21 protein-coding genes, 1 tRNA gene, 1 pseudogene and 1 CRISPR repeat array are annotated in these 25,160 nt (G+C 68.6%); of the genes and pseudogenes, 17 read left to right on the forward strand and 6 right to left on the reverse strand.

All coding sequences use genetic code 11. The features are described 5' to 3' along the window. A pseudogene (locus LPN01_RS15655) lies at window positions 1-120 on the reverse strand (energy transducer TonB); the annotation flags it as partial. 216 nt (window positions 121-336) lie between these two features. On the opposite strand from LPN01_RS15655, the gene LPN01_RS15660 reads away from it, so the two are divergent. Next, window positions 337-1,209 carry a hypothetical protein gene (locus LPN01_RS15660; protein WP_262829354.1) on the forward strand — a complete coding sequence of 291 codons (873 nt, stop codon included), beginning with the start codon at window positions 337-339 and terminating at the stop codon, window positions 1,207-1,209. Window positions 1,210-1,219: 10 nt separating this feature from the next. Here the strand turns inward: LPN01_RS15660 and LPN01_RS15665 are convergent, their stop codons facing one another. Continuing rightward, window positions 1,220-1,591: a dihydroneopterin aldolase gene (locus LPN01_RS15665; protein ID WP_262829355.1), complete on the reverse strand. Its 372-nt coding sequence runs from the start codon at window positions 1,589-1,591 to the stop codon at window positions 1,220-1,222. Window positions 1,592-1,725: 134 nt separating this feature from the next. Between LPN01_RS15665 and LPN01_RS15670 the strand changes: the two genes are divergently transcribed. The 4 genes from LPN01_RS15670 to LPN01_RS15685 are packed head-to-tail and all read left to right on the forward strand — an operon-like array spanning window position 1,726 to window position 4,642. Next, entirely contained in the window at window positions 1,726-2,238 is a 513-nt protein-coding gene (locus LPN01_RS15670) for a GNAT family N-acetyltransferase (protein ID WP_262829401.1), read from the forward strand. A gap of 45 nt (window positions 2,239-2,283) precedes the next feature. Continuing rightward, a complete protein-coding gene (locus tag LPN01_RS15675; RefSeq protein ID WP_262829356.1) occupies window positions 2,284-2,850 on the forward strand; it encodes a DUF1285 domain-containing protein in 567 nt (188 codons plus the stop codon). Next, entirely contained in the window at window positions 2,847-3,443 is a 597-nt protein-coding gene (locus LPN01_RS15680) for a CoA pyrophosphatase (protein ID WP_262829357.1), read from the forward strand. The genes LPN01_RS15675 and LPN01_RS15680 overlap by 4 nt, the downstream gene beginning before the upstream one ends. After that, window positions 3,434-4,642: a CCA tRNA nucleotidyltransferase gene (locus tag LPN01_RS15685; protein WP_262829358.1), complete on the forward strand. Its 1,209-nt coding sequence runs from the start codon at window positions 3,434-3,436 to the stop codon at window positions 4,640-4,642. Before LPN01_RS15680 ends, LPN01_RS15685 begins: the two co-directional genes overlap by 10 nt. Here the strand turns inward: LPN01_RS15685 and LPN01_RS15690 are convergent. Both LPN01_RS15690 and parC read right to left on the reverse strand, forming a co-directional pair. Then, complete coding sequence (locus tag LPN01_RS15690) at window positions 4,558-6,252, reverse strand: putative bifunctional diguanylate cyclase/phosphodiesterase (RefSeq protein WP_262829359.1); 1,695 nt, start codon at window positions 6,250-6,252, stop codon at window positions 4,558-4,560. The two genes, LPN01_RS15685 and LPN01_RS15690, sit on opposite strands and share 85 nt — an antisense overlap. Window positions 6,253-6,367: 115 nt before the next feature. Continuing rightward, window positions 6,368-8,617: a DNA topoisomerase IV subunit A gene (gene parC / locus LPN01_RS15695; RefSeq protein ID WP_262829360.1), complete on the reverse strand. Its 2,250-nt coding sequence runs from the start codon at window positions 8,615-8,617 to the stop codon at window positions 6,368-6,370. Between the two features lie 127 nt (window positions 8,618-8,744). Here parC and LPN01_RS15700 point away from each other — a divergent pair, with 127 nt between their 5' ends. The 3 genes from LPN01_RS15700 to LPN01_RS15710 all read left to right on the forward strand — a co-directional run bounded on the left by LPN01_RS15700 (window position 8,745) and on the right by LPN01_RS15710 (window position 11,211). Then, window positions 8,745-9,578 carry an alpha/beta hydrolase gene (locus tag LPN01_RS15700; protein WP_262829361.1) on the forward strand — a complete coding sequence of 278 codons (834 nt, stop codon included), beginning with the start codon at window positions 8,745-8,747 and terminating at the stop codon, window positions 9,576-9,578. After that, window positions 9,575-10,789, forward strand: coding sequence for a kynureninase (gene kynU / locus LPN01_RS15705; protein ID WP_262829362.1), 1,215 nt, complete (start codon window positions 9,575-9,577; stop codon window positions 10,787-10,789). The genes LPN01_RS15700 and kynU overlap by 4 nt, the downstream gene beginning before the upstream one ends. 86 nt (window positions 10,790-10,875) lie before the next feature. Further along, entirely contained in the window at window positions 10,876-11,211 is a 336-nt protein-coding gene (locus LPN01_RS15710) for a hypothetical protein (RefSeq protein ID WP_262829363.1), read from the forward strand. An 82-nt stretch (window positions 11,212-11,293) separates the two neighbouring features. On the opposite strand, the gene LPN01_RS15715 is transcribed toward LPN01_RS15710, so the two are convergent. Further along, window positions 11,294-12,004 (reverse strand): DUF2490 domain-containing protein, encoded by a 711-nt coding sequence (locus LPN01_RS15715; RefSeq protein WP_262829364.1) that lies wholly within the window; start codon window positions 12,002-12,004, stop codon window positions 11,294-11,296. 103 nt (window positions 12,005-12,107) lie between these two features. On the opposite strand from LPN01_RS15715, the gene LPN01_RS15720 reads away from it, so the two are divergent. The 4 genes from LPN01_RS15720 to purQ all read left to right on the forward strand — a co-directional run bounded on the left by LPN01_RS15720 (window position 12,108) and on the right by purQ (window position 14,763). After that, a complete protein-coding gene (locus tag LPN01_RS15720) occupies window positions 12,108-12,959 on the forward strand; it encodes a hypothetical protein (protein ID WP_262829365.1) in 852 nt (283 codons plus the stop codon). Between the two features lie 121 nt (window positions 12,960-13,080). Then, window positions 13,081-13,860 carry a phosphoribosylaminoimidazolesuccinocarboxamide synthase gene (gene purC / locus LPN01_RS15725; protein WP_262829366.1) on the forward strand — a complete coding sequence of 260 codons (780 nt, stop codon included), beginning with the start codon at window positions 13,081-13,083 and terminating at the stop codon, window positions 13,858-13,860. 2 nt (window positions 13,861-13,862) lie between these two features. Then, window positions 13,863-14,093, forward strand: a complete 231-nt coding sequence (gene purS, locus LPN01_RS15730) for a phosphoribosylformylglycinamidine synthase subunit PurS (protein ID WP_262829367.1) — start codon at window positions 13,863-13,865, stop codon at window positions 14,091-14,093. A 1-nt stretch (window position 14,094) separates the two neighbouring features. Beyond that, on the forward strand, window positions 14,095-14,763 hold the full coding sequence (purQ, locus tag LPN01_RS15735) for a phosphoribosylformylglycinamidine synthase subunit PurQ (RefSeq protein ID WP_262829368.1): 669 nt from the start codon (window positions 14,095-14,097) through the stop codon (window positions 14,761-14,763). 220 nt (window positions 14,764-14,983) lie between these two features. Here the strand turns inward: purQ and LPN01_RS15740 are convergent, their stop codons facing one another. Next, window positions 14,984-15,724 carry a queuosine precursor transporter gene (locus LPN01_RS15740; RefSeq protein ID WP_262829369.1) on the reverse strand — a complete coding sequence of 247 codons (741 nt, stop codon included), beginning with the start codon at window positions 15,722-15,724 and terminating at the stop codon, window positions 14,984-14,986. Window positions 15,725-15,783: 59 nt separating this feature from the next. Here LPN01_RS15740 and LPN01_RS15745 point away from each other — a divergent pair. The 5 genes from LPN01_RS15745 (at window position 15,784) to LPN01_RS15765 (ending at window position 25,156) form a co-directional block, all read left to right on the forward strand. Next, a tRNA-Arg gene (locus LPN01_RS15745) sits at window positions 15,784-15,860 on the forward strand. Window positions 15,861-16,315: 455 nt separating this feature from the next. Further along, entirely contained in the window at window positions 16,316-19,456 is a 3,141-nt protein-coding gene (gene cas9, locus LPN01_RS15750) for a type II CRISPR RNA-guided endonuclease Cas9 (protein ID WP_262829370.1), read from the forward strand. A gap of 55 nt (window positions 19,457-19,511) precedes the next feature. Beyond that, window positions 19,512-20,450 carry a type II CRISPR-associated endonuclease Cas1 gene (gene cas1 / locus LPN01_RS15755; RefSeq protein WP_262829371.1) on the forward strand — a complete coding sequence of 313 codons (939 nt, stop codon included), beginning with the start codon at window positions 19,512-19,514 and terminating at the stop codon, window positions 20,448-20,450. Further along, window positions 20,447-20,788 (forward strand): CRISPR-associated endonuclease Cas2, encoded by a 342-nt coding sequence (cas2, locus tag LPN01_RS15760; protein ID WP_262829372.1) that lies wholly within the window; start codon window positions 20,447-20,449, stop codon window positions 20,786-20,788. The genes cas1 and cas2 overlap by 4 nt, the downstream gene beginning before the upstream one ends. 71 nt (window positions 20,789-20,859) lie before the next feature. After that, a CRISPR array of direct repeats spans window positions 20,860-23,272; the repeat unit is 36 nt; unit sequence GGCTTAGCAGTTCAGAAATCGCAGGCCAACCGCAAC. A 369-nt stretch (window positions 23,273-23,641) separates the two neighbouring features. Continuing rightward, a complete protein-coding gene (locus tag LPN01_RS15765; RefSeq protein WP_262829373.1) occupies window positions 23,642-25,156 on the forward strand; it encodes a tryptophan halogenase family protein in 1,515 nt (504 codons plus the stop codon). Window positions 25,157-25,160: the final 4 nt, after the last annotated feature.

Raw genomic sequence — 25,160 nt, forward strand, 5'->3', positions numbered from 1 at the left:
CTTCACGTATTGGTACGCGAGCCCGGTGACGAAGGCGTAGCCCAGCGCGGCATGGATGAGCACGACGATGACGATCGCGACCACCCTGCCACCGGACATCTTCTGGTCAGCATAGGCCATTCAGCAACGACACTCCCTAATCTCGTGGTCCTCGCAGCGCCCGGGGGAAGAACGCGCGTAGGCCCCTGCCCCGGCTGGCGCCGTGTGTGGCAGAACCCAAGTACTATCGTCACGTCTCACGCCACGCAAACGCTTTGTCGGACGCAACAAACGTACAATCCTTCGAAGACAGAATTATTTCTGTATCGTTCAGGTGCGCTGCGCTAGCGAACGCGCATGAATCCGCGACCCTGCGCCATCCTGCTCGCCGCCGCCGCGATCGCGGCCGGCCTTACCGACTGTCCCGCAATGGCGCAGGTCGGCGCGCCGATCACCGGACAATCGCCCGCCGTTGCCGGCGGTACGGGCTATGCCGATCTTGCCGATCTGGTCATCGCGGCGCCGCTGGTCGCCGATGCCGCGATCCGGTCCGCGGTCCGCCTGAAGGGTGCGGATGCGGCGGGCGTCGCACCTGGCCAGACGCGCTTCTACGTCGAGGCGGACCTCGTCGCGCTGGTCAAGGGAGCGGACGGCCTGCCGCCGCGAATCGGCTATCTGCTCGACGTCGCGCCCGACGCGTCCGGGCGGCTGCCCCGGCTGAAGAAGCTGCGCGTGCTGCTGTTCGCGCGCCCCGTGCCGGGCACGCCGGGCCAGGTCCAGCTCGTCGCTCCGGACGCGCAGGTCGCCTGGACCCCCGCCGACGACCAGCGCGTGCGCGCCATCGCCCAGGCGCTCGTCGCCGCCGACGCCCCGCCGGTCATCACCGGCGTCGGCAACGCCTTTCACGTCCCCGGCGCGCTGCCGGGCGAAGGCGAGACGCAGGTGTTCCTGACGACCGCGAACGGTGCGCCGGTGTCGATGACCGTGCTGCGCCGCCCCGGCGAACAGCCGCGCTGGGCGGTCGCGCTGTCGGAGATCGTCGACGAATCCGCCGCGCCGCCGGCCCGCGATACCCTGCTATGGTATCGCCTCGCCTGCGCATTGCCCGCGGACCTGCCCGATCACAGCACCGCATCGCTCGACGAGGCCAACGCCGGCACCGCGCGCGAGGACTATCGCTTCATCGTGGCGCAGCTCGGCCCGTGCCGGCGCACCCGCACGATCCGCTGACGGAGACGACCTAAGGCCGGTGGCGGACGAGCGTGATGCCGATCGATTCGCCCGCCTCGGCGATCGCCAGCTTCACGATCTTGACCGCGACGCGCAGCACGCGCGCGTCGCCCAGGAACAACGTTTCGCAGATGTGGTCGGCCACCGCCTCGATAAGCGTGAAATGCACGCCTTCGGGCAATGCCGTCGTCGCGGCGTGCTTGAGATCGAGGTAGTTCTTCGACGCCGACAGCGGCGTGTCCGGCGCGAAGCGATCCGGGCAGCGCAGGTCGACCGTCAGGTCGATGCGCAGCGGCTGCGGCAGGTGCGTCTCTTCCGAATAGATACCGGTGAGCACCTGGACCTCGAGGTCGTGGACCTCCAGCTGAAGACTGTCTTGCATCGGGCGCCTCTAGCAATCCCGGCCGGCGACGGACAGCCATCGCCGCGGATATCGCATTCCGCTTGCGTTCGGGGGGCGTGCACGGCATGCGCGCGGCCCGCCGGCCACCGGCGCCCGGAGGACCGTTGCACACCGTGATCGCATTCGTGCCGCTCAGCGCCGTCGAGGGTGCCGCCGTCGAGGCGCTGCTGGACCGCGCCTTCGGCACGGACCGGCACTTGCGCACCGCCTATCGCGTCCGCGGCACCGGCGCGCCGATCGCGGCGCTGAGCTTCGCCGCGGTGGAGGATGGCGTCGCGATCGGCACGATCCAGTGCTGGCCGGTGCGGGTCGCCGCGGACGACGGCGGCACGCACGACCTCGTCATGGTCGGCCCGGTCGCGGTCGAGCCGGGTCGCCAGCGCGACGGCATCGGTCGCGCGTTGATGACGCGCGCGCTCGATGCCGCCGCGCGGACCGGCGCGGACGCGGCGCTGATGCTGATCGGCGATCCCGAATATTACGGCCGCTTCTTCGGGTTCGATGCGAATCGGACCGCGGGATGGCGGCTGCCCGGGCCGGTCGAGCGCCACCGGCTGCTGGCGCGCGGCGATGCCGTGCCGATGGTCGCGGGGCTGTTGGGACCGGCCGTACCCGCGATCGCGTGAGCGGCCCGCCTTTACGCCGCGCCGCCCAGCGCGTACCGCGCGCGCATGCCGATGGAGGAGCTTCCCGATCTCGCCGGTCTCAGCCTGTCTGAGATCGCAACGCTCGTCGAACAACGTCGCCTGCCCCCGGTGGAGCAATGGAACCCGACGCACTGCGGCGACAGCGAGATGCGGATCGCGCGCGACGGCAGCTGGTTCCATCAGGGGTCGCCGATCGGCCGCCCGGCGATGGTGCGGCTGTTCTCGACGATCCTGCGCCGCGAGCCCGATGGCCGCTTCGTGCTGGTGACCCCGGTCGAGAAGCTCGACATCGCGGTCGACGATGCGCCCTTCGTCGCGGTCGAGATGAAGGCGGAGGGCAACGGCGCCGCCGCCCGCCTCGCCTTCCGGCTCAACACCGGAGACTTCGTGACCGCAGGTCCCGACCATCCGTTGCGCTTTACCGAAGGCGCCGACGGTCCCCGCCCCTATCTGCACGTGCGCGGCGGGCTGGAGGCGCTGGTGGCGCGCCCGGTCTATTACGACCTCGCCGACCGCGCGATCGCCGACGATGCGGCGCGGCCCGGCGTCTGGAGCGACGGCGCGTTCTTTCCGCTCGGCACCGCCGCGTGAGCCTCGCGGTGCGGTTGACGGCGGCGCTGGAGCGGGGCCGCCGCGGCGATCCCGTGCTGCTGACCGGCGACCACCGCGAGCTCGAGGTGCGCGCCGACGGCGACATGACGCCCGCCGCGGTGCTGGTCGCCGTGACCGACCGGCCGCGCCCGGGCGTGATCCTGACGCAACGGACCGAAACGCTGCGCAAGCATGCCGGACAGGTGGCGTTTCCCGGTGGCCGGATCGATCCCGGCGAAACCGCGATCGCCGCCGCGCTGCGCGAGGCGGAGGAGGAGGTCGCGCTGCCGCCCGCGCTGGTCCATGTGATCGGCGAGGTCGACCGCTACCGCACCGTCACCGGCTTCGCGGTGACGCCGGTGCTCGCCGTCGTTCCCGCGGACGTGCCGCTGGTCGCCAGCGAGGCGGAGGTCGCCAGCGTGTTCGAGGTGCCGCTCGACTTCCTGCTCGATCCCGCCAACCAGGTCGAGGCGAGCGCCGAATGGCAGGGCCGGACGCGCCATTATTACGAAATCCGCTGGGACGACCGCCGCATCTGGGGCGCAACGGCGGCGATGATCGTCAATCTGTCGCGGCAGCTCGCATGGTCCTGACCCTCGATCGGATCACGGCGCGCGAGGGGTTCCCTGCACTGATCGCCGCGCTCGGCGGGCCGGCCTGCACGCGGCTGGTCGGCGGGGTGGTGCGCGACACGCTGATCGGCCTCGACCCCGCCGACGTCGACCTTGCGACGCGCCTGCTGCCGGACGCCGTGCTCGCGGCGCTGAAGGCGGCGGGCATCCGCGCGGTGCCGACGGGGCTCGCGCACGGCACCGTCACCGCGGTGCTGCCGTCGGGGCCGATCGAGGTGACGACGCTGCGCCGCGACGTCGCCACCGACGGGCGGCACGCGACCGTCGCCTTCACCGATGCCTGGGCGGAGGATGCCGCCCGCCGCGACTTCACGATGAACGCGCTGTACGCCGACCCCGAGAACGGCGCGATCTTCGATTATTTCGGCGGCCTCGACGATCTGGCGGCGCGCCGCGTCCGCTTCATCGGCGATCCCTATCGCCGGATCGCGGAGGATCACCTGCGCATCCTGCGCTTCTTCCGCTTCCACGCCCGCTTCGGCGACGCGATCGATGCCGACGGGCTCGATGCGTGCGCGGCGCGGGCGAACGACCTGATGGCCCTGTCGCGCGAGCGGATCGCCGCCGAATTGCTGAAGCTGCTCGTCGCGCCCGATGCGGTGGCCGTCGTCACCCTGATGATCGCGCGCGGCATCCTGCGCGCGGTGCTGCCGGAGATCGCCGACGCATCGCCGCTCGCCGCGCTCGCGGATCGGGAGGCCGAAGCCGGCGTGGCGCCGGACGCGATCCGGCGGCTCGCGGCGCTGCTGCCTGCCGACGCCGCCGAGCCGGTCGGCGCGCGGCTGAAGCTGTCGAACGAGCAGCGCCGGCGCCTCGCCGCCGCGCACGACGGCCCGGGCGACGAGGGGCCGCGCGCGCTTGCCTATCGCTGCGGACCAGCGATAGCGCGCGATCGGCTGCTGCTGGCGGGGCGGGACGTCACGCCGCTTGCGGACTGGACGCCGCCGGCGCTGCCGATCGGCGGCGGTGCGCTGGTGCAGCGCGGCCTGCGCAAGGGGCCGGCGGTCGCCCGCGTGCTGCGCGGGATCGAGACGGCGTGGATCGCCGAGGGCTTCCCCGGCGCAGGCCGCGTCGATCAGCTCGCCGATGCGGCGGTCGCGGCGGCCCTCGCCGACACGATCATCGACAGCGCATCCACCGCCTCGAGCGGACGCGCGTAGAGATAGCCCTGGCCGTAGGTGCAGCCCAGCGCCGCCAGCGTCTGCGCCAGTTCGTTGCTCTCCACGCCTTCCGCGGTCGTGCGCATGCCGAGCGCCTGCGCGAGGCTCAGCACCGCGCGGACGATCGCGATCTTGTCGCGGTCGGCGAGCATGCCCGACACGAAGCTGCGATCGATCTTCAGGATGTCGATCGGCAGCTTCTGGAGATAGGCGAGGTTCGAATAGCCCGTACCGAAATCGTCCATCGCCAGCGTCGTGCCGAGCGCCTTCAGCGCGTGCATGATCCCCGCGATGCGATCGGGATCGCTGACGATCGCGCTTTCGGTCAGTTCGAGGTTGAAGCGGCTGCCCTTCAGGTCGTGGCGGATCAGCGCCGCCTCGACCACCGGCGCGATGTCGTCGCGCTGCATCTGGATCGCCGACAGGTTGACCGCGACGCGCATGCCGCAATCGCCGCCGCACGAATCGTCCCACCAGCGCAACGTGCGCGCGGCCTCGTCCATCGCCCAGCGTCCGAGCGGTACGATCAGGCCCGATTCCTCGGCGACGGGGATGAAGTTGCTCGGCTCGTGCTCGACACCGCGATGGTCGCGCCAGCGGGCCAGCGCCTCGAACGAGACGATCGAGCCGCTGGCGAGGTCGCAGATCGGCTGGAACGCCAGCCGCAGCTGACGCTGTTCGATGGCACGCCGCAGCGCGGTTTCCATCGCGAACTGTTCGCGCGCGATCGTTAACGCCTGCGTCTGGTAGCTTTCGACCTGGCGCCCGGTCTTGGCGCGCTTCACCGCGAATTGCGCGTGGCGGATCAGTTCCTCGACATCCTCGATCGCGTCGTCGCCGTGCGCGATGCCGATCGAGCATTCGACGCCGATCTCGTAATCGCTCAGCCGGAACGGCGCGGAGAGCGTCCGCTGGATGCGGTCGGCGAGGCGCGTCGCCTCCTCGGGGTCGCCGTCGACCGCCATCAGGATGCCGAATTCGTCCCCGCCGATCCGCGCCAGCGCATCGCGCGCGCGCAGCACGCCCTTGATGCGGCGCGCAACGGTGATGAGCAGTTCGTCGCCTGCCAGCCCGCCCAGGCAGGCGTTGAGCCGGCCGAACCGGTCGAGGTCGATGACCAGCACGGTGTGGCGGCTGCGCTCCGCCTGCACCGCCTCGATCATGTCGCTGAAGCCTTCGCGATTGGGCAATCCGGTCAGGCTGTCGGTCGTCATCTCCCGCCGCAGCGAGCGTTCGGTATGGACCTGCGCGGTTAGGTCGATGAACGCGATCTGGCAGCGATCACGCAACGCCGGCGTCGGCCGCGCCAGCGTGACGCGGTAATAGCGCGAATCGATCACCTCGCCGATCGACCAGTCGAAGTCGGTGCGGACGTCGGTCGAGCGCAGGAATGCGTCGATCCGGCTGCCCAGCAGCGCGAGCATCGGCGAACGGTCGGCGATCACGCCCAGCCCGGCGAGTCGATAGGCGCGGTTGATCGACAGGAAGGCGAAACCGCCGCCGTCGCGCACCACCTGCACGGTCGGGATCGGGATGAGCTCGAGGTCGCGCTCGAACAGATCGCGCTCGGCGGGCACGGGGGAACCCAGATCTGACGAGGCGGTGGCCATCCCTCCTGTCTAGGGCGTGAACGTTAAGAGCGGCTGAAAATCCGGCCGGTTCATGTTCGCAATCGACCGAAACTCCGCCCCTGCCGGGCTTGCCCGATGGGCAGTCGCGGGATCGTCAGCCGAATCGGTTGTCCCGCGGAAAGCCGGTCGGCGGGGTCCGCCCCGCCGCGCCGCGGGCGGTGCGCCACAACGAAAGGTCGCTTTCGGTGCGCGTCCGCCCGGTTTCGCCGCCCATCGGCCAGCTCATCCCGTCCGCGAAGACGAAGGTGGTCGCATCCGACAGGCTCCCCTCGCGGAATCGCTGGATCTGGACTCCCTGCCCGCGCGTCATCACCGGCAATTCGGCGATCGGGAAGACCAGGAACTTGCGGTTGTCGCCGATCGCCGCGACGTAATCGGCGTTCGGCATCACCGGGCGCACCACCAGCAGCCGCGCGCCGACCCGCGGCGTCATCACCGTCTTGCCCTTGCGCGTCTCGGCGATGACGTCGGCCACCGGCACGCGGAAGCCGCGCCCGTCGGTGGCGGCGATCAGCAATTGCTCCTGCGCGCGTGCGTTGAGGAACGCGGTGACGCCCACCGCGCCGTCGAGATCGATCATCGCCCGCACCGGCTCGCCGAAGCCGCGCCCACCCGGCAGCTTGTCGGCTGCGAGCGTGTAGAACCGCCCGTTCGCCGCCGCGAGCAGCAGCTTGTCGGTGGTCTGCGCGTGGAAGGCGAAGGCGGGGCCATCGCCCTCCTTGAACTTGAGCGTCTCCGCCGATCCCAGGTCGACATGGCCGCGCATCGCCCGGATCCAGCCGCGCTGCGACAGGATGACGGTGATCGGCTCGCGCTCGATCATCGCTTCCAGCGGGATGTCGCGGGTCGGCGCGGCCTCCTCGATCGTCGTGCGCCGCGCGCCGAGCGGCGTATCAGGGCCGTAGCGGTCGCGCACCCGCTTCAGGTCGCGCTTCATCCGCCGCTTCTGCTTGCCCGGATCGGCGAGCAGCGCCTCCAGCTCGACGCGCTCCTTGTCGAGCTTGTCGCGCTCGCCGCGGATCTCGAATTCCTCCAGCCGGCGCAGCGAGCGGAGCCGCATGTTGAGGATCGCTTCGGCCTGTCGGTCGGTCAGCGCGAATTCCGCGATCATCACCGCCTTGGGTTCGTCTTCGGTCCGGATGATCGCGATCACCCGGTCGAGATTGAGATAGGCGATGAGATAGCCGTCGAGCAGCTCGATCCGGTCGGCGATCTTGCCCAGCCGGTGGCGCGTGCGGCGTTCCAGCACGACGAACTGGTGCTCGACCCACGCCTTCAGCGCGCCGCCGAGCGACATCACCCGCGGCGTGCGATCCTTGTCCAGCACGTTGAGGTTCAGGCTGATCCGCGTCTCGAGATCCGAAAAGCGGAACAGGCCGTCCATCAGCACCTGCGGGTCGACGGTGCGGCTGCGCGGTTCGAGCACGATCCGCACCTCCGCGTCCGATTCGTCGCGAACGTCGGCGAGGATCGGGAATTTCCTGTCGTTGATGAGTCCGGCGATCTGTTCGATCAGCTTGCCCTTGGCCACGCCATAGGGGATCTGGCTGACGATCACCTGCCAGCCGCCGCCCTTCTCGCGCTCGATGCCCCAGCGCGCGCGGACGCGGAAGCCGCCGCGGCCGGTGGCGTAGCTTTCGGCGATCACCGCCGGCGGATCGACGATCAGCCCGCCGGTCGGCAGGTCGGGGCCCTTCACGTAATCGAGCACCGCGGTGTCGGGTGCGTCGGGCTTGTCGACCAGCATGATCGCGGCGTCGAGTAGTTCGGCGGCGTTGTGCGGCGGGATGCTCGTCGCCATGCCGACCGCGATCCCGCTCGCCCCGTTCGCGAGCAGGTTGGGGAACAGCCCGGGGAACAGTTCCGGCTCCTGTTCCTCGCCGTTGTACGTCGGGCGATAGGCGACGGCATCCTCGTCGAGCCCGTCCATCAGGTCGATCGCGACCTGCGTCAGCCGTGCCTCGGTATAGCGATAGGCGGCGGCGTTATCGCCGTCGATATTGCCGAAATTGCCCTGCCCGTCGACCAGCGGATAGCGGAGCGCGAAATCCTGCGCGAGGCGGACCATCGCGTCATAGACCGACTGGTCGCCATGCGGATGGTATTTGCCGATCACGTCGCCGACGACGCGCGCGCACTTCTTGTAGCCCTGGCTGGGATCGAGCTTCAGCAGCCGCATCGCCCACAGCAACCGGCGGTGCACCGGCTTTAGTCCGTCGCGCACGTCGGGCAGCGATCGCGCCGTGATCGTCGACAGCGCATAGACCAGATAGCGGTCGGACAGAGCGGTATCGAACGGCGCGTCGAGAATGCCGATCGGCGGTTCCTGGAAGTCGGTGGCCATATCGGGAACAGCGTGTAGCAGGTGCCGGCGCGCGAGCAAACGCGACGTTCGACCGCACCGGACCGGCGGGTCGCGCGCGCGTGGCTGGCGCGGCGGGAGCGCATGGGCTAGCGCCGGCGATGCAGCGATGACCATCCCCCTCACCTGGCCCGATCTCACCGCCCGCCCGCGCCCGCGACCGGATGCGACGATCGCCTATGGCCCGGACGCGATGCAGCGGATCGACCTGTGGCGGCCGGCCGGCACGGGGCCGCATCGCGTCGTGGTGATGGTCCATGGCGGTTGCTGGCAGACGGGCATCGCCGACCGCCGGCTGATGGACTGGGTCGCCGCCGACCTGCGCGACCACGGCATCGCCGTCTGGAACATCGACTATCGCGGCGCCGATCGCGACGGCGGTGGCTATCCCGGGACCTTTCGCGACGTCGCCGCCGCCGCCGACCGCCTGCGCGCGGAGGCCGCCGCGCACGCGCTCGACCTGACGCGGATCGTCGCGGTCGGCCATTCCGCCGGTGGGCACCTCGCGCTGTGGCTCGCGGCGCGCCACCGGATCGCGCCGGGCAGCCCGGTGCACGACGCGCAGCCGTTGGAGATCGGCCATGTCGTCAGCCTAGGCGGCCTGCCCGATCTCGAAGCGGTCGCCGCCAGCCCCGACAACGGCTGCGGTACCGCGGTGATCGCGCAACTGGTGGGCGACCGACCCGAACCCTTCGCCGACACATCGGTCCCGCGCCTGCTGCCGATCGGCGTCGCACAGACGCTGGTCAACGGGCGCGAGGACCGCATCGTGCCCTACCGCTTCGCGACCGATTATCGCGACCGCGCCGCCGCCGCCGGCGACCGGGTGATGCTCCGCACCGTCGCCGACACCGGCCATGTCGAACTGATCGCCCCCGGCACGCCCGCCTGGACCCTCGCGCGCGACCAGATCGTCGCCGCCTTTCGCCGAGAGACGCCATGACCCGCGACGACGCCCGCGCCCTCGATTTCACCGATCCCTTCGCCGCCTGGCGCGACCGGTTCGCATTGCCCGGCGACGTCGTCTACCTCGACGGCAATTCGCTCGGGCCGCTGCCGCGCGCCGTCCCCGCCCGGCTCGCCGACGTCGCCGAACGGCAATGGGGCACGCGCCTGATCCGCAGCTGGAACGAGGGCTGGATCGACGCGCCGCAGCGGCTGGGGGCGCGGATCGCGCCGCTGATCGGCGCCGTCGCCGATGCGGTGATCGTCGGCGACACCACCTCGACGCACCTGTTCAAGGCGATCGTCGCCGCGTTGCGCCACGACCCGTCGCGCCGGACCGTCGTCAGCGAGGCCGGCAATTTCCCCACCGACCTCCACGTCGCTGAGGGCGCCGTCGCCTGCGTGCCCGGCGCGCGCCTGCACGTCGTCGAACGCGCCGCGCTGGCGGACGCGCTCGACGACGATACCGCGCTGCTGCTCCTGACGCACGTCCACTACAAGACGGCGGAGCGGTTCGACCTTGCCGCATGGACCGCACGCGCACACGCCGCCGGCGCGCTGATCCTCTGGGACTTCAGCCATAGCGTCGGCGCGGTCGCGCTCGACGTGACCGCCGCCGACGTCGACCTCGCGGTCGGCTGCACCTACAAATACCTCAACGGTGGACCGGGTGCGCCGGCGTTCCTCTACGTCGCGCCGCGGTTGCAGGACGCGCTGGCCAACCCGGTCAGCGGGTGGATGGGCCATGCCGAACCGTTCGCGTTCCAGGACGCCTATCGGCCTGCCGCCGGGATGACGCGCTGGCTGGTCGGCACGCCGCCGATCCTCGGCATGGCGAGTCTCGACGCCGCGCTCGACCTGTGGGCAGGGGTCGACATGGCCGCCCTCGCCGCAAAGAGCGCGGCGCTGTTCGCGATCCTCGCCGAAGCGGGCGCCGACGCGGGCCTGGCCTGCGTCAGCCCCACCGACCCCGAACGGCGCGGCAGCCACATCAGCTTCCGCCACGCCGACGCCTACGCGCTGACCCAGGCGCTGATCGCGCGTGGGGTCATCGGCGATTTCCGCGACCCCGACATCCTCCGCCTCGGCCTGACGCCGCTGTATCTGAGCCACGAGGACGTCTGGCGGGCGGGCGAACAGCTGCGCGAGGTCGTCGCCACCGGCGCATGGCGCGATCCCGCATTCGCCCAGCGGCTTGCCGTCACCTGACCCCGCGCCTCGCCCATCCTCGTTTCGGCACGGGAACAAACCCGGCGATACAGGATTATGTGGTTTAGAAGACAGGGAGAGTAGACATGGTTGAGTATACGACGGATCAGAACGGCAATCGCGTGATCGTGGAACGTCGCGGTGGCGCCGGCCGGGTGCTCGCGATCGTGGCGGTGATCGTGGTCGTCATCGTGGCGCTGCTGTTCCTGACCGGCTTCTGGAGCGCCGACGTGACGAAGAAGGGCTCGCTGCCGTCGGTCGACGTCAGCGCCAAGGGCGGCTCGCTGCCCAAGGTCGACCTGGATTCGAAGGAAGTCGTCGTCGGCACCAAGGACACGACGGTCGAGGTGCCCAAGGTCAAGACCGAGAAGGAATCGATCTCGGTTCCCGTGGTCGGCGTCAAGGACAATGGCGGCAAGTAACCGCCACGGTTCGACGACGCACGAAGGGCGCTCCCGGCGACGGGGGCGCCCTTTGTCGTGACGGCGGTCGGGCGAGCCGGGATCAGTCGTGCACGCCCGGAAATACCACGCCGTTGAGATTGATCGTCCATTGCAGCGTCAGGGCATGGTCCATCTGCGCCCGCGATCCGCTGCGACCCGGACGGAACTGGTTGAGGTAGCCGACGTCCATCGACAGGCGCCGGCCGATCGGGACGAGCAACCCGACGATGTTGCGCATCCGCTCGTACCCGCGGCGCTGGCCCCAGCTGGTCGCATTGGGCAGGTAGAAACTCTCGTGGCTGGCGAACAGCGCGAGGCCCGAGGTGCGCAGGCGGTAATTGTAGCGGACCAAAGGCCGGATGCGGAAGCCGATCTCGCGGCCGCCCGGGTTGAACCGTTCGTCGACGCGAAAGCGCGTGGTAAACGCGCCGAACGTGCCCACGACCTGCTGGCGCAGCCTGTCCTCGTCGGCACCGGTATTGCCGTTGTGCGCCCCCACCTTGCGATAGCCGAAGCCGAGTTCGATCCCCTTCGCCGCGCGCACGCCCAGCAATGCACCGAATTCGGTCTGGTACAGCCCGTCCTGCCGGTCGCTGAAGCGCGCGATCTGTTCCAGCGTCACGCGCACGTCGTCGGTCAGCGGCACGTTGGTGTTGACCTGCGTCCACAGCTGCGCGTCCTGCTGCTGGGCCTGCGCCGGGACCGCCAGCAGCGCGAGCGGCACGGCCGGCCACAGGCGGCGGGTCGGGAGGGGGCGGGATCGATCGGACATGCACCGGCCGTTACGCCGTGGATGCGCACTTGTCATGAGCGGTCCCGCTTGACCCGATATCCTATCGGGCGGATGGTGTATCAAGCAACGAGCGGGAGGGATCATGCGGCGGATCATGGCAGGGTGCGGGCTCGCCGCATTGGCGCTCGCGGGGTGCAGCAAGGCGCCCGATTCGACCGGCACGATGGAGGCGCCCGCCGCCACCGGCGACACCGTCCCCGCCGCCCCCGGCATCGCGGTCACCGCCGCGCCGGGGGTCGCGTTCAACTATCGCTACGGATTCCGCCTGCCGCCGCGCGCCATCGCCGCCGCGCAGGAGGCGCATGCCGCCGCCTGCGAAAAGCTGGGCATCGCGCGCTGCCGGATCACCGGCATGGACTATCGCGTGATGGGCGAGAACGCGATCCGCGGCACGCTGGCGTTCAAGCTCGATCCCGCCATCGCCCGCGCGTTCGGTAAACAGGGCGTCGACCTGATCCAGGCGGCCCGGGGCACGCTCGTCAGCGCCACGATCACCGGCACCGATGCCGGCGCCGCGATCGAACGGGCCGCGGCGACGCGCGACGATGCCGCCGCCGCCGCGCGGCGTGCCGAGGCGCAGCTCGCCCGACCGGGCGCCGGAGCGGCCGAGCGTGCCGAACTGCAACGCCAGCGCGCCGCCGCCGCGACCGCGGCACGCGACGCGGCCGGCGTGGTCGCCGATAACCGCGCCAGCCTCGCGACCACGCCGGTGCAGTTCGACTATGACTCGGGCGATGCGATCCGCGGCTTCGACAGCAGCGCGCCGCTGACCAGCGCGCTCGACACCATGGTGGGCTCGGCGCAGGTGACGCTTGCGGTGCTGTTGGGCGCGATCGCCATCTTCGGCCCGCCGGGGCTCGCGCTGGCGATCGTGGTCCTGTTGTGGCGGCGCGTGCGCGGGCCGCTCCGGCGCCGGGTCGCGCGCGGCGACTGATCGCCGCCGCGCCGCGCGCTGCATTGCACCCCCGCCACCCTTCCCTTATAGGCCCGGCCATTCCGGCCCCGGCCCGCGACCCTCGCGCCGCCGGGGCTGCTCTATTTCAGGGGAACCGCGCATGGCTCGCCGCCGCCAGATTTACGAAGGCAAGGCCAAGATCCTGTACGAGGGTCCCGAGCCCGGCACGCTGATCCAGTATTTCAAGGACGACGCGACCGCCTTCAACGCCCAGAAGAAGGGCACGATCAACGGCAAGGGCGTGCTGAACAACCGGATCAGCGAGCACATCTTCACGCTGCTCGACGCGATCGGCGTGCCGACCCACTTCATCCGCCGCCTCAACATGCGCGAGCAGCTGATCCGACAGGTCGAGATCGTGCCGATCGAGGTCGTCGTGCGCAACGTCGCCGCCGGCTCGCTGTCGAAGCGGCTGGGGATCGAGGAGGGCGTCAAGCTGCCCCGGACGATCATCGAATATTATTACAAGGACGATGCGCTCGGCGATCCGATGATCTCCGACGAACATATCGCCGCGTTCGGCTGGGCGAGCCAGGAGGAGATGCACGACATCGCCGACCTCGCGATCCGGGTGAACGACTTCCTCACCGGCCTGTTCGCCGGCTGCGGCATCCGGCTGGTCGACTTCAAGCTCGAATTCGGCCGGATCTGGGACAACGACTATGGCCGGATCATCCTGGCCGACGAGATCAGTCCCGATGGTTGCCGGCTGTGGGACATGACGTCGAACGAAAAGCTCGACAAGGATCGCTTCCGCCGCGACCTGGGCGGCGAGGCGGAGGCGTATCAGGAGGTCGCGCGGCGGCTGGGCCTGATGCCGGAAGGCGAGGACAGCGCCGTGCTCGACCTCGACAGCCACCGCAAGCGCCGGGGGAAGTGACGATGAGGCTGCGTATCTTCGTGACGCTGAAGCCCGGCGTGCTGGACCCCCAGGGCCGGGCGATCCATCACGCGCTCGGCGGGCTCGGCTTCGCGGGCGTCGAGGACGTGCGCGCGGGCAAGATGTTCGAGCTGGAGGTCGCCGACGCGACCACCGACGAGAGCATCGACGGCATGTGCCGCCAGTTGCTCGCCAACACCGTCATCGAGAATTATCGCGTGGAGCGGATCTGACATGAGAACCGCGGTCATCGTGTTCCCCGGCTCCAATTGCGACCGCGACCTCGCGGTCGCGCTGGAAGCGGTGACCGGCGTCACGCCGACGATGGTCTGGCACGGCGATACCGACCTGCCCGACGGCATCGGGCTGGTCGCGGTACCCGGCGGTTTTTCCTATGGCGATTACCTGCGGTCCGGCGCGATCGCCGCCCGCTCGCCGATCATGCAGGCCGTCGTCGCCCGCGCGGGCGAGGGCCTGCCGGTGCTCGGCGTCTGCAACGGCTTCCAGGTTCTGACCGAAGCGGGGCTGCTGCCGGGCGCGCTGATGCGCAACGCCGGCCTCAACTTCGTCTGCCGCGACGTCGCGCTGACGATCGATGGCGCGCCGTCCGCCTTTACCCGCCGCTATGCCGCGGGCGAGACGATCCGCGTCCCCGTCGCGCACCATGACGGCAATTACTTCGCCGACACCGAGACGCTCGACACGCTCGAGGGCGAAGGCCGGGTCGCCTTCCGCTATGCCGAGGCGGTCAACGGCTCGGCGCGCGGCATCGCGGGCATCGTCAACGCGCGCGGCAACGTGCTCGGCATGATGCCCCACCCCGAACGCCGGATCGAAGCCGCGCACGGCGGCACCGACGGCCGCCGCCTGTTCGAAGGCGTGCTGGAGACGGTGGGGGCCTGAACGATCGTTCCCGGGCGTTCCGCGCCGAACGGAATGCCCAAGGGGGAACGGGCCTTGCCTCCGCCCGACCGTCACACGGGACGCGTTCAGGGGGCCATCGCGCCACGGGGAGAGCGCCCGTACCTTCAGCCGTTCTCCTCGCCCCGGAAAGGACCGCGGCGCGGCTCCGACGTGACGATGTGGCGAGGGCTGTCCTGCCAGCGCGAACGGCGATCGGCCGTCACACCCGCGCACGGAACGGGGTGAAGTCGGTCGCGCGATCGAACACGTCGACGCCCTCGGCGCGCTTCAGCGCCGCCACGACGACATAGGTCACCGGCGTCAGGATCACTTCCCACGCCACCTTCAGCGCCCATTGCGTGACCATCACCGTCACCACCAGCCCGGGCGTGAACCCGGCGGCACCGAGAAAGGCGAGCGGGTAGAAGATCAGGCTGTCCACCCCTTCCCCCAGCACCGTCGAGCCGATCGTGCGCATCCACAGGTGGCGGCCCGCGGTCCGCACCTTCATCCGGGCCATGACGTAGGAATTGACGAACTCGCCGGCCCAAAAGGCGCAGAGGCTCGCCACCACGATGCGCGGCACCTGGCCGAAGATCGTCGCATAGGCGGCCTGGTTCGTCCAGCTCGGCGCCGGCGGCAGCGCGACGACGACCCAGCTCATGAACGCCATGAACACGACCGCGGCGGTCCCCGCCCAGATCACGCGCCGCGCGCGGGCATAGCCATAGACCTCGGTCAGCACGTCGCCGATCACGTAGCTGACGGGGAAGAACAGGATGCCCGCGCCGAACGGCCACGGTCCGATCCCGGGCAGCACGATCTGCGCCACCTTGCCCGCGCCGATCACGTTCGACAGCAGCAGGATCGCGACGAACGCGGCCATGACGAAGTCGTAGTAGCGGAACGCCCGTCCGCCCATGTCGCGCGCGTCGATCGCGCGTTCGGCCCCATTGCTCATCCGCGGGACTATATGGCGGTTCCACCGCCGCGCAATCCGCGCTAACCCGCGTCCCGCGCGCGCCCGTAGTTCAACTGGATAGAGCACGAGCCTTCTAAGCTTGGAGTTGCAGGTTCGAATCCTGCCGGGCGCGCCAAGGCATTCCCCGTGCAACCCTTTGCGCCATTCTGGTGGCGTTTGCCGTCGCCGGCATGGTTGACAGCACGCGCCGCTCGCGGCAGGGTAATCGCGTTCAGAAATCGCGGCTGGCTGTTAACAAGCAGTTTGACTGCACCAAATAAGGGCGAGGCTACGGCCTCGCCTTTTCTGTTTTCGGCACTGGCACGATGGCGTTCGTCGCGCCTGCCCGAATGCCGCGACGACGCTGAATTCGGGACGATCGGTCGTCGTCCGTGCCGTGTTCTCCCGTCGGTCTTTCCCTATCCTAACCGGGTCGGACTTTATCGCCGGCCGGCGATTGCATGGGCGGCGTTGACGTATGCGAACGCTTGCATAGTCTATTGGTCTTCTCGTCCCATCAGTCGTGCCGTGCGCTTCACCGGGTGGAGCGCATGGCACGATTGATCGCGGGCAGCCGAAAGGGATAGATGGATGCGCAGGCTGGGTCTCGACATCGGTACCAATTCGATCGGCTGGTGCCTGATCGAAAACGATGCCGGCATCGCCGACATCGGCGTCCGCATCTTCTCCGACGGTCGCGATCCGCAATCGGGCACGTCGCTTGCGGTCGACCGTCGCGAGGCGCGGTCGGCGCGCCGGCGGCGGGATCGCTATGTCGGGCGCCGTTCGGCGTTCCTCGCCGCGCTGGTCGAGCATGGCCTGATGCCGGCCGACGCGGACGAGGCGCAGCTGGTCGCGGCGCTCGATCCCTATGTACTGCGCGCACGGGCGCTGGACGAACCGCTCGCGCCGCACGCAATCGGTCGCGCGCTGTTCCACCTCAACCAGCGGCGCGGATTCAAGTCGAACCGCAAGGCGGAGCGCAAGGCGACCGACGGCGAGGACGGCAAGATCGCCAGCGGCGCGCGCGCGCTCGATCAGGCGATGGCGGACGAGGGCGCGGACACGCTCGGCCAGTTCCTGCTGCGTCGCGAGACGAAGCGCGTGCGCATGGGCGGCGAGAACCAGGATTACGATTTCTATCCGCAGCGCCGCCACGTCGAATATGAATTCGACCGGATCTGGCAGGAACAGGCGCGGCACCATCCCGCGCTGCTGACCGAAACCGCACGCGCCGCGCTGCACCGCATCCTGTTCTACCAGCGGCCGTTGAAGGAACAGCCGGTCGGCCTGTGCACCTTCGTCCCGAGCGAGCGGCGGCTGGCCAAGGCGCATCCGCTGTTCCAGCAGCGCCGCCTGTACGAGGAGGTCAACCAGCTGGAGGTAACCACGCCGGGCGAGGCGAACCGGAAGCTGACGCTCGACGAGCGCGACCGGCTGGTCCGCGAATTGTCGCACAAGAAGGCGATCGCCTTCACCTCGCTCGGCAACCGGATCAAGCTGGAGCCGGGCCAGAGCTTCAACAAGGCGAGCGACACCCGCACGCAGCTGGCCGGCGACGAGGTGCGCGCGGTGCTCGGCGACAGGAAGCGGTTCGGCGCCGCATGGGAGAATTTCGACCGCGACCGGCAATGGGCGATCGTCGAGCGGCTGATCGAGGAGGAGGACCCGGATGCGCTCCACGCCTTCCTGACGCGGGATTGCGGCCTCGACGACGCGCATGCCGCCACTGTCGCCAGGACGTCGCTGCCCGAAGGGCACGGGCGGCTCGGCGCGACCGCCACCGCACGCATCCTCTCCGAACTCCAGGCGGAGGTCATCACGTACGACGAGGCGGTGCGGCGCTGCGGCTGGCACCATTCCGACCACCGCACCGGCGAGATCCTGCCGCAGCTGCCCTATTATGGCGAACTGCTGACCCGCGACATCCCGCCCGGCACGCAGGACCCCGCCGACCCGCCCGAAAAGCGATGGGGCAAGATCACCAATCCCACCGTCCACATCGGGCTGCGCCAGCTCGAAAAGCTGGTGAACGCGATCATCACCGTCCACGGCCGCCCCGACGAGATCGTAGTCGAGCTGGCGCGCGAGCTGAAGCTTAACGAGAAGGACAAGGAGGACCACAACCGCCGCATCCGCCGCGACACCGCCGCCGCGGTCAGGCGGTCCGAAAAACTGACGCAGGAAGGCATCGCCGACACCGGCGGCAACCGGATGCTGCTGCGCCTCTGGGAAGACCTCAACCCCGCCAACCCGCTCGACCGGCGCTGCCCCTATTGCGGCCGGCCGATCGGCATGCGCGCCCTGTTTTCGGGCGAGGCGGACGTCGACCATATCATCCCCTATTCGCGCTCGCTGGACGACAGCGCGGGCAACAAGGTCGTCGCCCACCGGTCGTGCAACCGGATCAAGGGCAACCGCACGCCGTTCGAGAAATGGGGCCACGATCCCGACCGCTGGGATGCGATCGCCGCGGAGGTCGGGCGCCTGCACACGTCCAGGCAATGGCGCTTCGGACCCGATGCGATGGCGCGGGTCGAAAAGGACGGCGGGTTCCTCGCCCGGCAGCTGACCGACACCCAATATCTGTCGCGGATGGCGGGGCGCTATCTCGGCAGCCTCTATGCCAGCGCGGACGAGGGCAGCGTCTACGTCATCCCCGGCCGGATGACCGCGATGCTGCGCCGGCTGTGGGGGCTCAACGAGTTGCTGGGCGACCACAATATCGTCGAGAACCGGCACAGCAACGCCCCCAAGAACCGGCTCGACCACCGTCACCATGCGATCGACGCGGCGGTGGTCGCAGTGACGACGCGCCGCCTGATGCAACGCATCGCCCGCACCGCCGGCCTTGCCGAGGACAAGAACCTCGATCGCCTGTTCGAAGGGCTCGACCAGCCGTGGGAGGGCTTTCGCGATGAATTGCGCGAGCGGCTGCGCACGATCGTCGTCAGCCACAAGGCCGATCATGGGCGCACGCGCAAGCCCGCGCCCGGCCGCGACGTCACCGCGGGCCGCCTGCACAACGACACCGCCTACGGACTGACCGGCGAAACGTCGCCCAAGGGCCTGCCGATCGTCGTCCATCGCGTCCCCCTCGCCAGCCTCAAGCCCGCCGACATCGCTGCGGCCGATCGCATTCCCGATCCGGCGCTGCGCGCCGCGCTGGCCGATGCGACCGCGGGACGATCGGGCAAGGATTTCGACGCTGCGATCGCCCGCTTCGCGCGGCAGCATCCGCAATTCGCAGGAACGCGGCGCGTGCGCGTGCGCGAACCGTTGAGCGTCATTCCGATCCGGGACGGCGCGGGCCGCATCTACAAGGCGTACAAGGGCGATTCGAACGCGCGCTTCGACGTGTGGCGGCTGCCCGATGGCAAATGGGTGTCCGACATCGTCTCGATGTTCGACGCGCACCAGCCCGATCAGGGGGACCGTCGACCGCATCCCGCCGCCAAGCGGGTGCTGAGCCTGCACCAGAACGACATGCTCGCGATCGAACGCGACGGCGGCCCGCGCGAGATCGTGCGCGTGGTGAAATTCTCCACAATCGGCACGCTGCAACTCGCCGCGTCGACGGAGGCGGGCGCGCTGAAGGCGCGCGACGCCGCGCCGCCGGAGGTCGATCCGTTCAAGTATATCAATTCCTCGGCAGGCGGCCTCAAGAAGATCCGGGCGCGTCAAGTCCGGATCGATCCATTGGGGCGCATTCTGGATCCCGGCCCCCGCTGACTCGCGCTCTCCCCTCCCCTAGCGTCGACCCGGCGTGGGGCCTGCGGGAGGGGGGATGGAGCGGATCGTCGACATCGGGACCGAGGGGCTGCACCTGGCGATGCATCGCGGCTTCCTGACGGTGTCGAAGGACCGCGACGAGGTCGGCCGCATCGCGCTCGACGATGTCCATGCCGTGATCCTGCATGCGCATGGCTGCACCTGGACCGGCAATCTGGTCGCGGCGCTCGCCGAACGCGGCAGCCCCATCGTCTTTTGCAACACGCACCACAGCCCGGTCGCCGTCACGCTGCCGATCGCGGGCTTTCACGCGCAGGGCGGCCGGATGCGCGCGCAATGGGACGCGGGCAAGCCGCTCGCCAAGCAATTGTGGCAACGCATCGTCAGGGCCAAGATCACGATGCAGGGCGCGCTGCTGGCCCAGCGCGCGACCCCGGAGGCGTCGGCGTTCGCGCTGCTCGCCCGGCGCGTCCGCTCGGGCGATCCCGACAATCTGGAAGCGCAGGCGGCGAGGCGCTACTGGCCCGCGCTGATGGGACGCGACTTTCGCCGCGACCGCGACGCCGCGGGCGCCAACGCGCTGCTCAACTATGGCTATGCCGTGCTGCGCGCGACGGTGGCGCGTGCGATCGTCGCCGCCGGGCTCCATCCGACGATCGGAATCTTCCACGTCAATCGCGGCAACGCCTTCGCGCTCGCCGACGATCTGGTCGAACCGTTCCGGCCACTCGTCGATGCGCTGGTCGTGGCCCTCGTCGCACAGGGCGTCGAGACGCTCGACCCGGCCGTCAAGCGACGCTTCGCGCGCCTGATCGCGTTCGACGTCAAAGTCGGGGGCGAAATGTCGCCCGTGTCCGTCGCGGCGCAGCGCCTCGCGCAATCGCTCGCGCGCAGTTTCGAAACGACAAGATCCGAACTGGCGCTGTTCGATCCGCCCACCGCCGCCGACTGGGCGATGCTCGCGCGCCCGCTCGATCCGACCGGCGAGGCGTGAGCGATGACCGGCATCTCAGCGGCTATCGGCTGATGTGGATCTTCGTGATGTTCGACCTGCCGGTCGTCACCCGAGAACAGTCGCGCGAGGCGACCAAATTCCGCGAGTTCCTGCTCGACCAGGGGTTCGAGATGAGCCAGCTGTCCGTCTACGCCCGTTTCTGCAACGGCCGCGACAGCTACGAATCCCACCTGCGCCGGATCGAGCGGAACCTGCCCGAAAAGGGCGAGATCCACGTCATGACCTTCACCGACAAGCAATATGAAAGCGTCGTCCGCTTCTCGAGCCAGCGCCGCAAACGTCCCCGCAAAAACCCCGAACAGCTGGCGCTTTTCTGATGCCCGCCCCGCTTCTGCCGCCCCGGATGTGCCGATATCGCGTTGTTCACCAACACTTTACCGCCACATCCGGCTTAGCAATTCAGAAATCGCAGGCCAACCGCAACGTCTCTCTTTTCCTCTAGCCAAACGCCAGGGCTTAGCAGTTCAGAAATCGCAGGCCAACCGCAACGACTGCGCCGACCCGGAGGACGTGCCGATTGGCTTAGCAGTTCAGAAATCGCAGGCCAACCGCAACAGCAGCTAGGTACGACCGAGGGCGAAAAGGGGCTTAGCAGTTCAGAAATCGCAGGCCAACCGCAACGGCGCTCCGTTCGGAATGGACACGACCCGGGGCTTAGCAGTTCAGAAATCGCAGGCCAACCGCAACCTGGAGATCGTCACGTCGCTGATCGCCAGCGGCTTAGCAGTTCAGAAATCGCAGGCCAACCGCAACCCACCACGCCTGCGATCAATGCCGCGGTTCGGCTTAGCAGTTCAGAAATCGCAGGCCAACCGCAACGTAAATGTCTGCATCCAATTCCCCCGACGAGGCTTAGCAGTTCAGAAATCGCAGGCCAACCGCAACTTCGGCCACAGGCCCACCTCGGAAAGGTGAGGCTTAGCAGTTCAGGAATCGCAGGCCAACCGCAACACAGGGTCGCGAGCGACACCGGGGCGGGAGGGCTTAGCAGTTCAGAAATCGCAGGCCAACCGCAACGACGGTCCGCTCGCCGGTGCGGCGGTCGGTGGCTTAGCAGTTCAGAAATCGCAGGCCAACCGCAACGACCCGCCGGAATGGAACGACGCCTATCGGAGGCTTAGCAGTTCAGAAATCGCAGGCCAACCGCAACCTAATCTTTCTCGTGCTTATCATCACGAAAAGGCTTAGCAGTTCAGAAATCGCAGGCCAACCGCAACCTCTTCAGCGAGCGATGCGGACAGTTTTGAGGCTTAGCAGTTCAGAAATCGCAGGCCAACCGCAACGTGGGCACCAGGCCAGCACCTTGTTCGTGCGGCTTAGCAGTTCAGAAATCGCAGGCCAACCGCAACACTACTGGAACCAAAGCGCGGCTGAGTTCCGGCTTAGCAGTTCAGAAATCGCAGGCCAACCGCAACGACGCTCACGATAGACCAGCACCTAGCGCGGGCTTAGCAGTTCAGAAATCGCAGGCCAACCGCAACCCCCTGGTTCGTCGCGAAGATCTCAAGCTGGGGCTTAGCAGTTCAGAAATCGCAGGCCAACCGCAACCCACCAAGGTCGCGAGCAACACCGGAGCTAGGCTTAGCAGTTCAGAAATCGCAGGCCAACCGCAACTACCGGGTGATGTTCTATCTGCAGCCGCACGGCTTAGCAGTTCAGAAATCGCAGGCCAACCGCAACGATAGGTCCGGGAAGGGGTGGCCATCCGGAGGCTTAGCAGTTCAGAAATCGCAGGCCAACCGCAACCCAATCCGGCGGTGACGCACGATGCCACGGGGCTTAGCAGTTCAGAAATCGCAGGCCAACCGCAACGACACCGTCGCGCTGTCCGCAGCCACGACGGCTTAGCAGTTCAGAAATCGCAGGCCAACCGCAACAAGGTGTTGCACCTGTGGCTAAGGTGAAACGGCTTAGCAGTTCAGAAATCGCAGGCCAACCGCAACTGACGGCCCAATACGGCGCCACGATCATGCGGCTTAGCAGTTCAGAAATCGCAGGCCAACCGCAACCGCACCGCCGCCCGGTTGTTGAACGCTCGTGGCTTAGCAGTTCAGAAATCGCAGGCCAACCGCAACGCGTCAAATGGTGGACGACGCCCGCCGGCCGGCTTAGCAGTTCAGAAATCGCAGGCCAACCGCAACGCGAGCCGGCGCGGAACACTTCGATTTCGGGGCTTAGCAGTTCAGAAATCGCAGGCCAACCGCAACGTTCATTGGCCGGGGGTTATCGAGGGGCCGGGCTTAGCAGTTCAGAAATCGCAGGCCAACCGCAACTATCGTTGCGACGCGGACAAGGCGGGGCGGGGCTTAGCAGTTCAGAAATCGCAGGCCAACCGCAACAGGCGATCGGCGAGCGCGCCGGCCGCCGCGGGCTTAGCAGTTCAGAAATCGCAGGCCAACCGCAACTCCAGCCAGTCAGGCACATCGCCGCCAAACGGCTTAGCAGTTCAGAAATCGCAGGCCAACCGCAACAGATCCCAGCCGATGACGCGCACCTCGAAAGGCTTAGCAGTTCAGAAATCGCAGGCCAACCGCAACAGATCCCAGCCGATGACGCGCACCTCGAAAGGCTTAGCAGTTCAGAAATCGCAGGCCAACCGCAACTGGCGAACTCATCCATGATCGCTTCGATGCGGCTTAGCAGTTCAGAAATCGCAGGCCAACCGCAACAGCCTGCGCCCGGTCTGTACCGCTACGGCAGGCTTAGCAGTTCAGAAATCGCAGGCCAACCGCAACCAGCCGCCATCGGGCAGCATCCCGGCGACGGGCTTAGCAGTTCAGAAATCACAGGCCAACCGCAACAACATCTGCTTCTTCGCGCCGAAAAGCTTCGTCTCGCATGTCCAAAACACCTTGCGCACACCTCGCACGAAATTAGCTAGGCGACGAGCGCAGCCCAACCCGTATTCGGATGCAATCCGTCAGACTACCGAGTTTCGCCCGTTCCCTGACGGTCGGCCTGAGAGGGGCGAGCATTATGATAGCTCAGCCCCCGCCTGCCAACCACCAAAGAATTTGTGGGTCAAGCGCCTGACCGTATGTCGGGCGGACCCGTCCGGCGCAGCCGCATCGTCAGCCCCCCCCCGTCACTGGCCATTCGACGCCTCCCGCGCTCCGGTGTACGACCGCGATCGCCCGAAGCCGTTCGAGCGATCCGCAGGAGCCCATGCCGTGACAGACACCCGTTCCCCGATCCGCTCGATCCTGATCGTCGGCGGCGGCACGGCGGGATGGATGACCGCCGCCGCGCTCGCGCAGGCGGTGCCGGCGGGGATCACGCTGATCGAATCCGACGACATCGGCACCGTCGGCGTCGGCGAGGCGACGATCCCGCCGATAAAGCTGTTCAACGACACGCTCGGCATCGACGAGGCCGAATTCCTGCGCGAAACCAAGGGCACGTTCAAGCTGGGGATCGAATTCGTCGACTGGGCCCGCGTCGGCCACCGTTACTTCCACCCGTTCGGCACGTTCGGCAAGCCGTTCGATCTGGTCGCGGTCCATCAGCACTGGCTGGCGGCGCGGGCGGCGGGATCGCGGGTGCCGCTGGACGACCTGTCGATGGCCTGGGGTGCGGCGAGCCGTGGCCGGTTCGCCGCACCGATGGCCGATCCGCGCAGCGTCGCCTCGACGTTCGACTATGCCTATCACTTCGATGCCGGCCTGTACGCGCGATACCTGCGCCGCCGGGCGGAGGCGCGCAACGTCACCCGGATCGAGGGCAAGGTCGTCGATGCGACGCTCGACGGGGAGAGCGGCCATGTCGCCGCGGTGACGCTGGCGGACGGACGGCGGATCGAGGCCGACCTGTTCGTCGACTGTTCGGGCTTTCGCGGGCTGCTGATCGAGGAGGCGCTGGGCACCGGATATGAGGACTGGACGCACTGGCTGCCGTGCGACCGCGCCGTGGCGGTGCCGTCCGCGACCGGGGGCGACGGCATGACGCCCTACACGCGTTCGACCGCACGCGCGGCGGGATGGCAGTGGCGCATCCCGCTTCAGCACCGCACCGGCAACGGCTATGTCTATTGCAGCCGGCATCTGTCCGACGACGCGGCGACCGCGACGCTGATGGCGAACCTGGACGGCGCGCCGCTCGCCGATCCACGGCTGCTGCGCTTCACCACCGGGCGCCGGAAGCGGTTCTGGAACCGAAACGTCGTCGCGATCGGACTGGCGAGCGGGTTCATGGAGCCGCTGGAATCGACCAGCATCCACCTGATCCAGGCGGGCATCGCCAAGCTGCTCGCCTTCTTTCCGACGCGCGCGTTCGAACCGCGCGGGATCGCCGAATACAATCGCGTCGCGATCACCGAATATGAACGCATCCGCGACTTCCTGATCCTGCACTACAAGCTGACCGAGCGCGATGACGCGCCGCTGTGGCGGGCATGCCGGGACATGGCGATCCCCGACACGCTCCAGCTCAAGATCGATCATTTCCGCGACGCCGGCCGGCTGGTCGCGCGCGACATGGACCTGTTCGGACCGGCCAGCTGGACCGCGGTACACATCGGCCAGCTCAACCTGCCCGACGCGACCGACCCGCTGCTCCACTATGGCCCCGGCCTGGCGGCAAGCAGCGCCTTCGTCGACCGCCTCGCCGGCGCGATCCGGAACATGGCCGAATCGATGCCCGGCCACGCCGATTATCTCGCGAGGATCGGCGCCAGGCACAGCGGCTGATGTC

Source organism: Sphingomonas sp. A2-49, assembly GCF_025548555.1.
In the GTDB taxonomy this organism is placed as follows: domain Bacteria; phylum Pseudomonadota; class Alphaproteobacteria; order Sphingomonadales; family Sphingomonadaceae; genus Sphingomonas.

Excerpts from the sequence above, each read along its gene's own strand:
- LPN01_RS15660 (WP_262829354.1), top strand. The coding sequence starts at position 337 with ATGAATCCGCGACCCTGCGCCATCCTGCTCGCCGCCGCCGCGATCGCG.
- LPN01_RS15665 (WP_262829355.1), bottom strand. The coding sequence starts at position 1,591 with ATGCAAGACAGTCTTCAGCTGGAGGTCCACGACCTCGAGGTCCAGGTG.
- LPN01_RS15675 (WP_262829356.1), top strand. The coding sequence starts at position 2,284 with ATGCCGATGGAGGAGCTTCCCGATCTCGCCGGTCTCAGCCTGTCTGAG.
- LPN01_RS15685 (WP_262829358.1), top strand. The coding sequence starts at position 3,434 with ATGGTCCTGACCCTCGATCGGATCACGGCGCGCGAGGGGTTCCCTGCA.
- LPN01_RS15690 (WP_262829359.1), bottom strand. The coding sequence starts at position 6,252 with ATGGCCACCGCCTCGTCAGATCTGGGTTCCCCCGTGCCCGCCGAGCGC.
- parC (WP_262829360.1), bottom strand. The coding sequence starts at position 8,617 with ATGGCCACCGACTTCCAGGAACCGCCGATCGGCATTCTCGACGCGCCG.
- LPN01_RS15700 (WP_262829361.1), top strand. The coding sequence starts at position 8,745 with ATGACCATCCCCCTCACCTGGCCCGATCTCACCGCCCGCCCGCGCCCG.
- kynU (WP_262829362.1), top strand. The coding sequence starts at position 9,575 with ATGACCCGCGACGACGCCCGCGCCCTCGATTTCACCGATCCCTTCGCC.
- LPN01_RS15710 (WP_262829363.1), top strand. The coding sequence starts at position 10,876 with ATGGTTGAGTATACGACGGATCAGAACGGCAATCGCGTGATCGTGGAA.
- LPN01_RS15715 (WP_262829364.1), bottom strand. The coding sequence starts at position 12,004 with ATGTCCGATCGATCCCGCCCCCTCCCGACCCGCCGCCTGTGGCCGGCC.
- LPN01_RS15720 (WP_262829365.1), top strand. The coding sequence starts at position 12,108 with ATGCGGCGGATCATGGCAGGGTGCGGGCTCGCCGCATTGGCGCTCGCG.
- purC (WP_262829366.1), top strand. The coding sequence starts at position 13,081 with ATGGCTCGCCGCCGCCAGATTTACGAAGGCAAGGCCAAGATCCTGTAC.
- purS (WP_262829367.1), top strand. The coding sequence starts at position 13,863 with ATGAGGCTGCGTATCTTCGTGACGCTGAAGCCCGGCGTGCTGGACCCC.
- purQ (WP_262829368.1), top strand. The coding sequence starts at position 14,095 with ATGAGAACCGCGGTCATCGTGTTCCCCGGCTCCAATTGCGACCGCGAC.
- LPN01_RS15740 (WP_262829369.1), bottom strand. The coding sequence starts at position 15,724 with ATGAGCAATGGGGCCGAACGCGCGATCGACGCGCGCGACATGGGCGGA.
- cas9 (WP_262829370.1), top strand. The coding sequence starts at position 16,316 with ATGCGCAGGCTGGGTCTCGACATCGGTACCAATTCGATCGGCTGGTGC.
- cas1 (WP_262829371.1), top strand. The coding sequence starts at position 19,512 with ATGGAGCGGATCGTCGACATCGGGACCGAGGGGCTGCACCTGGCGATG.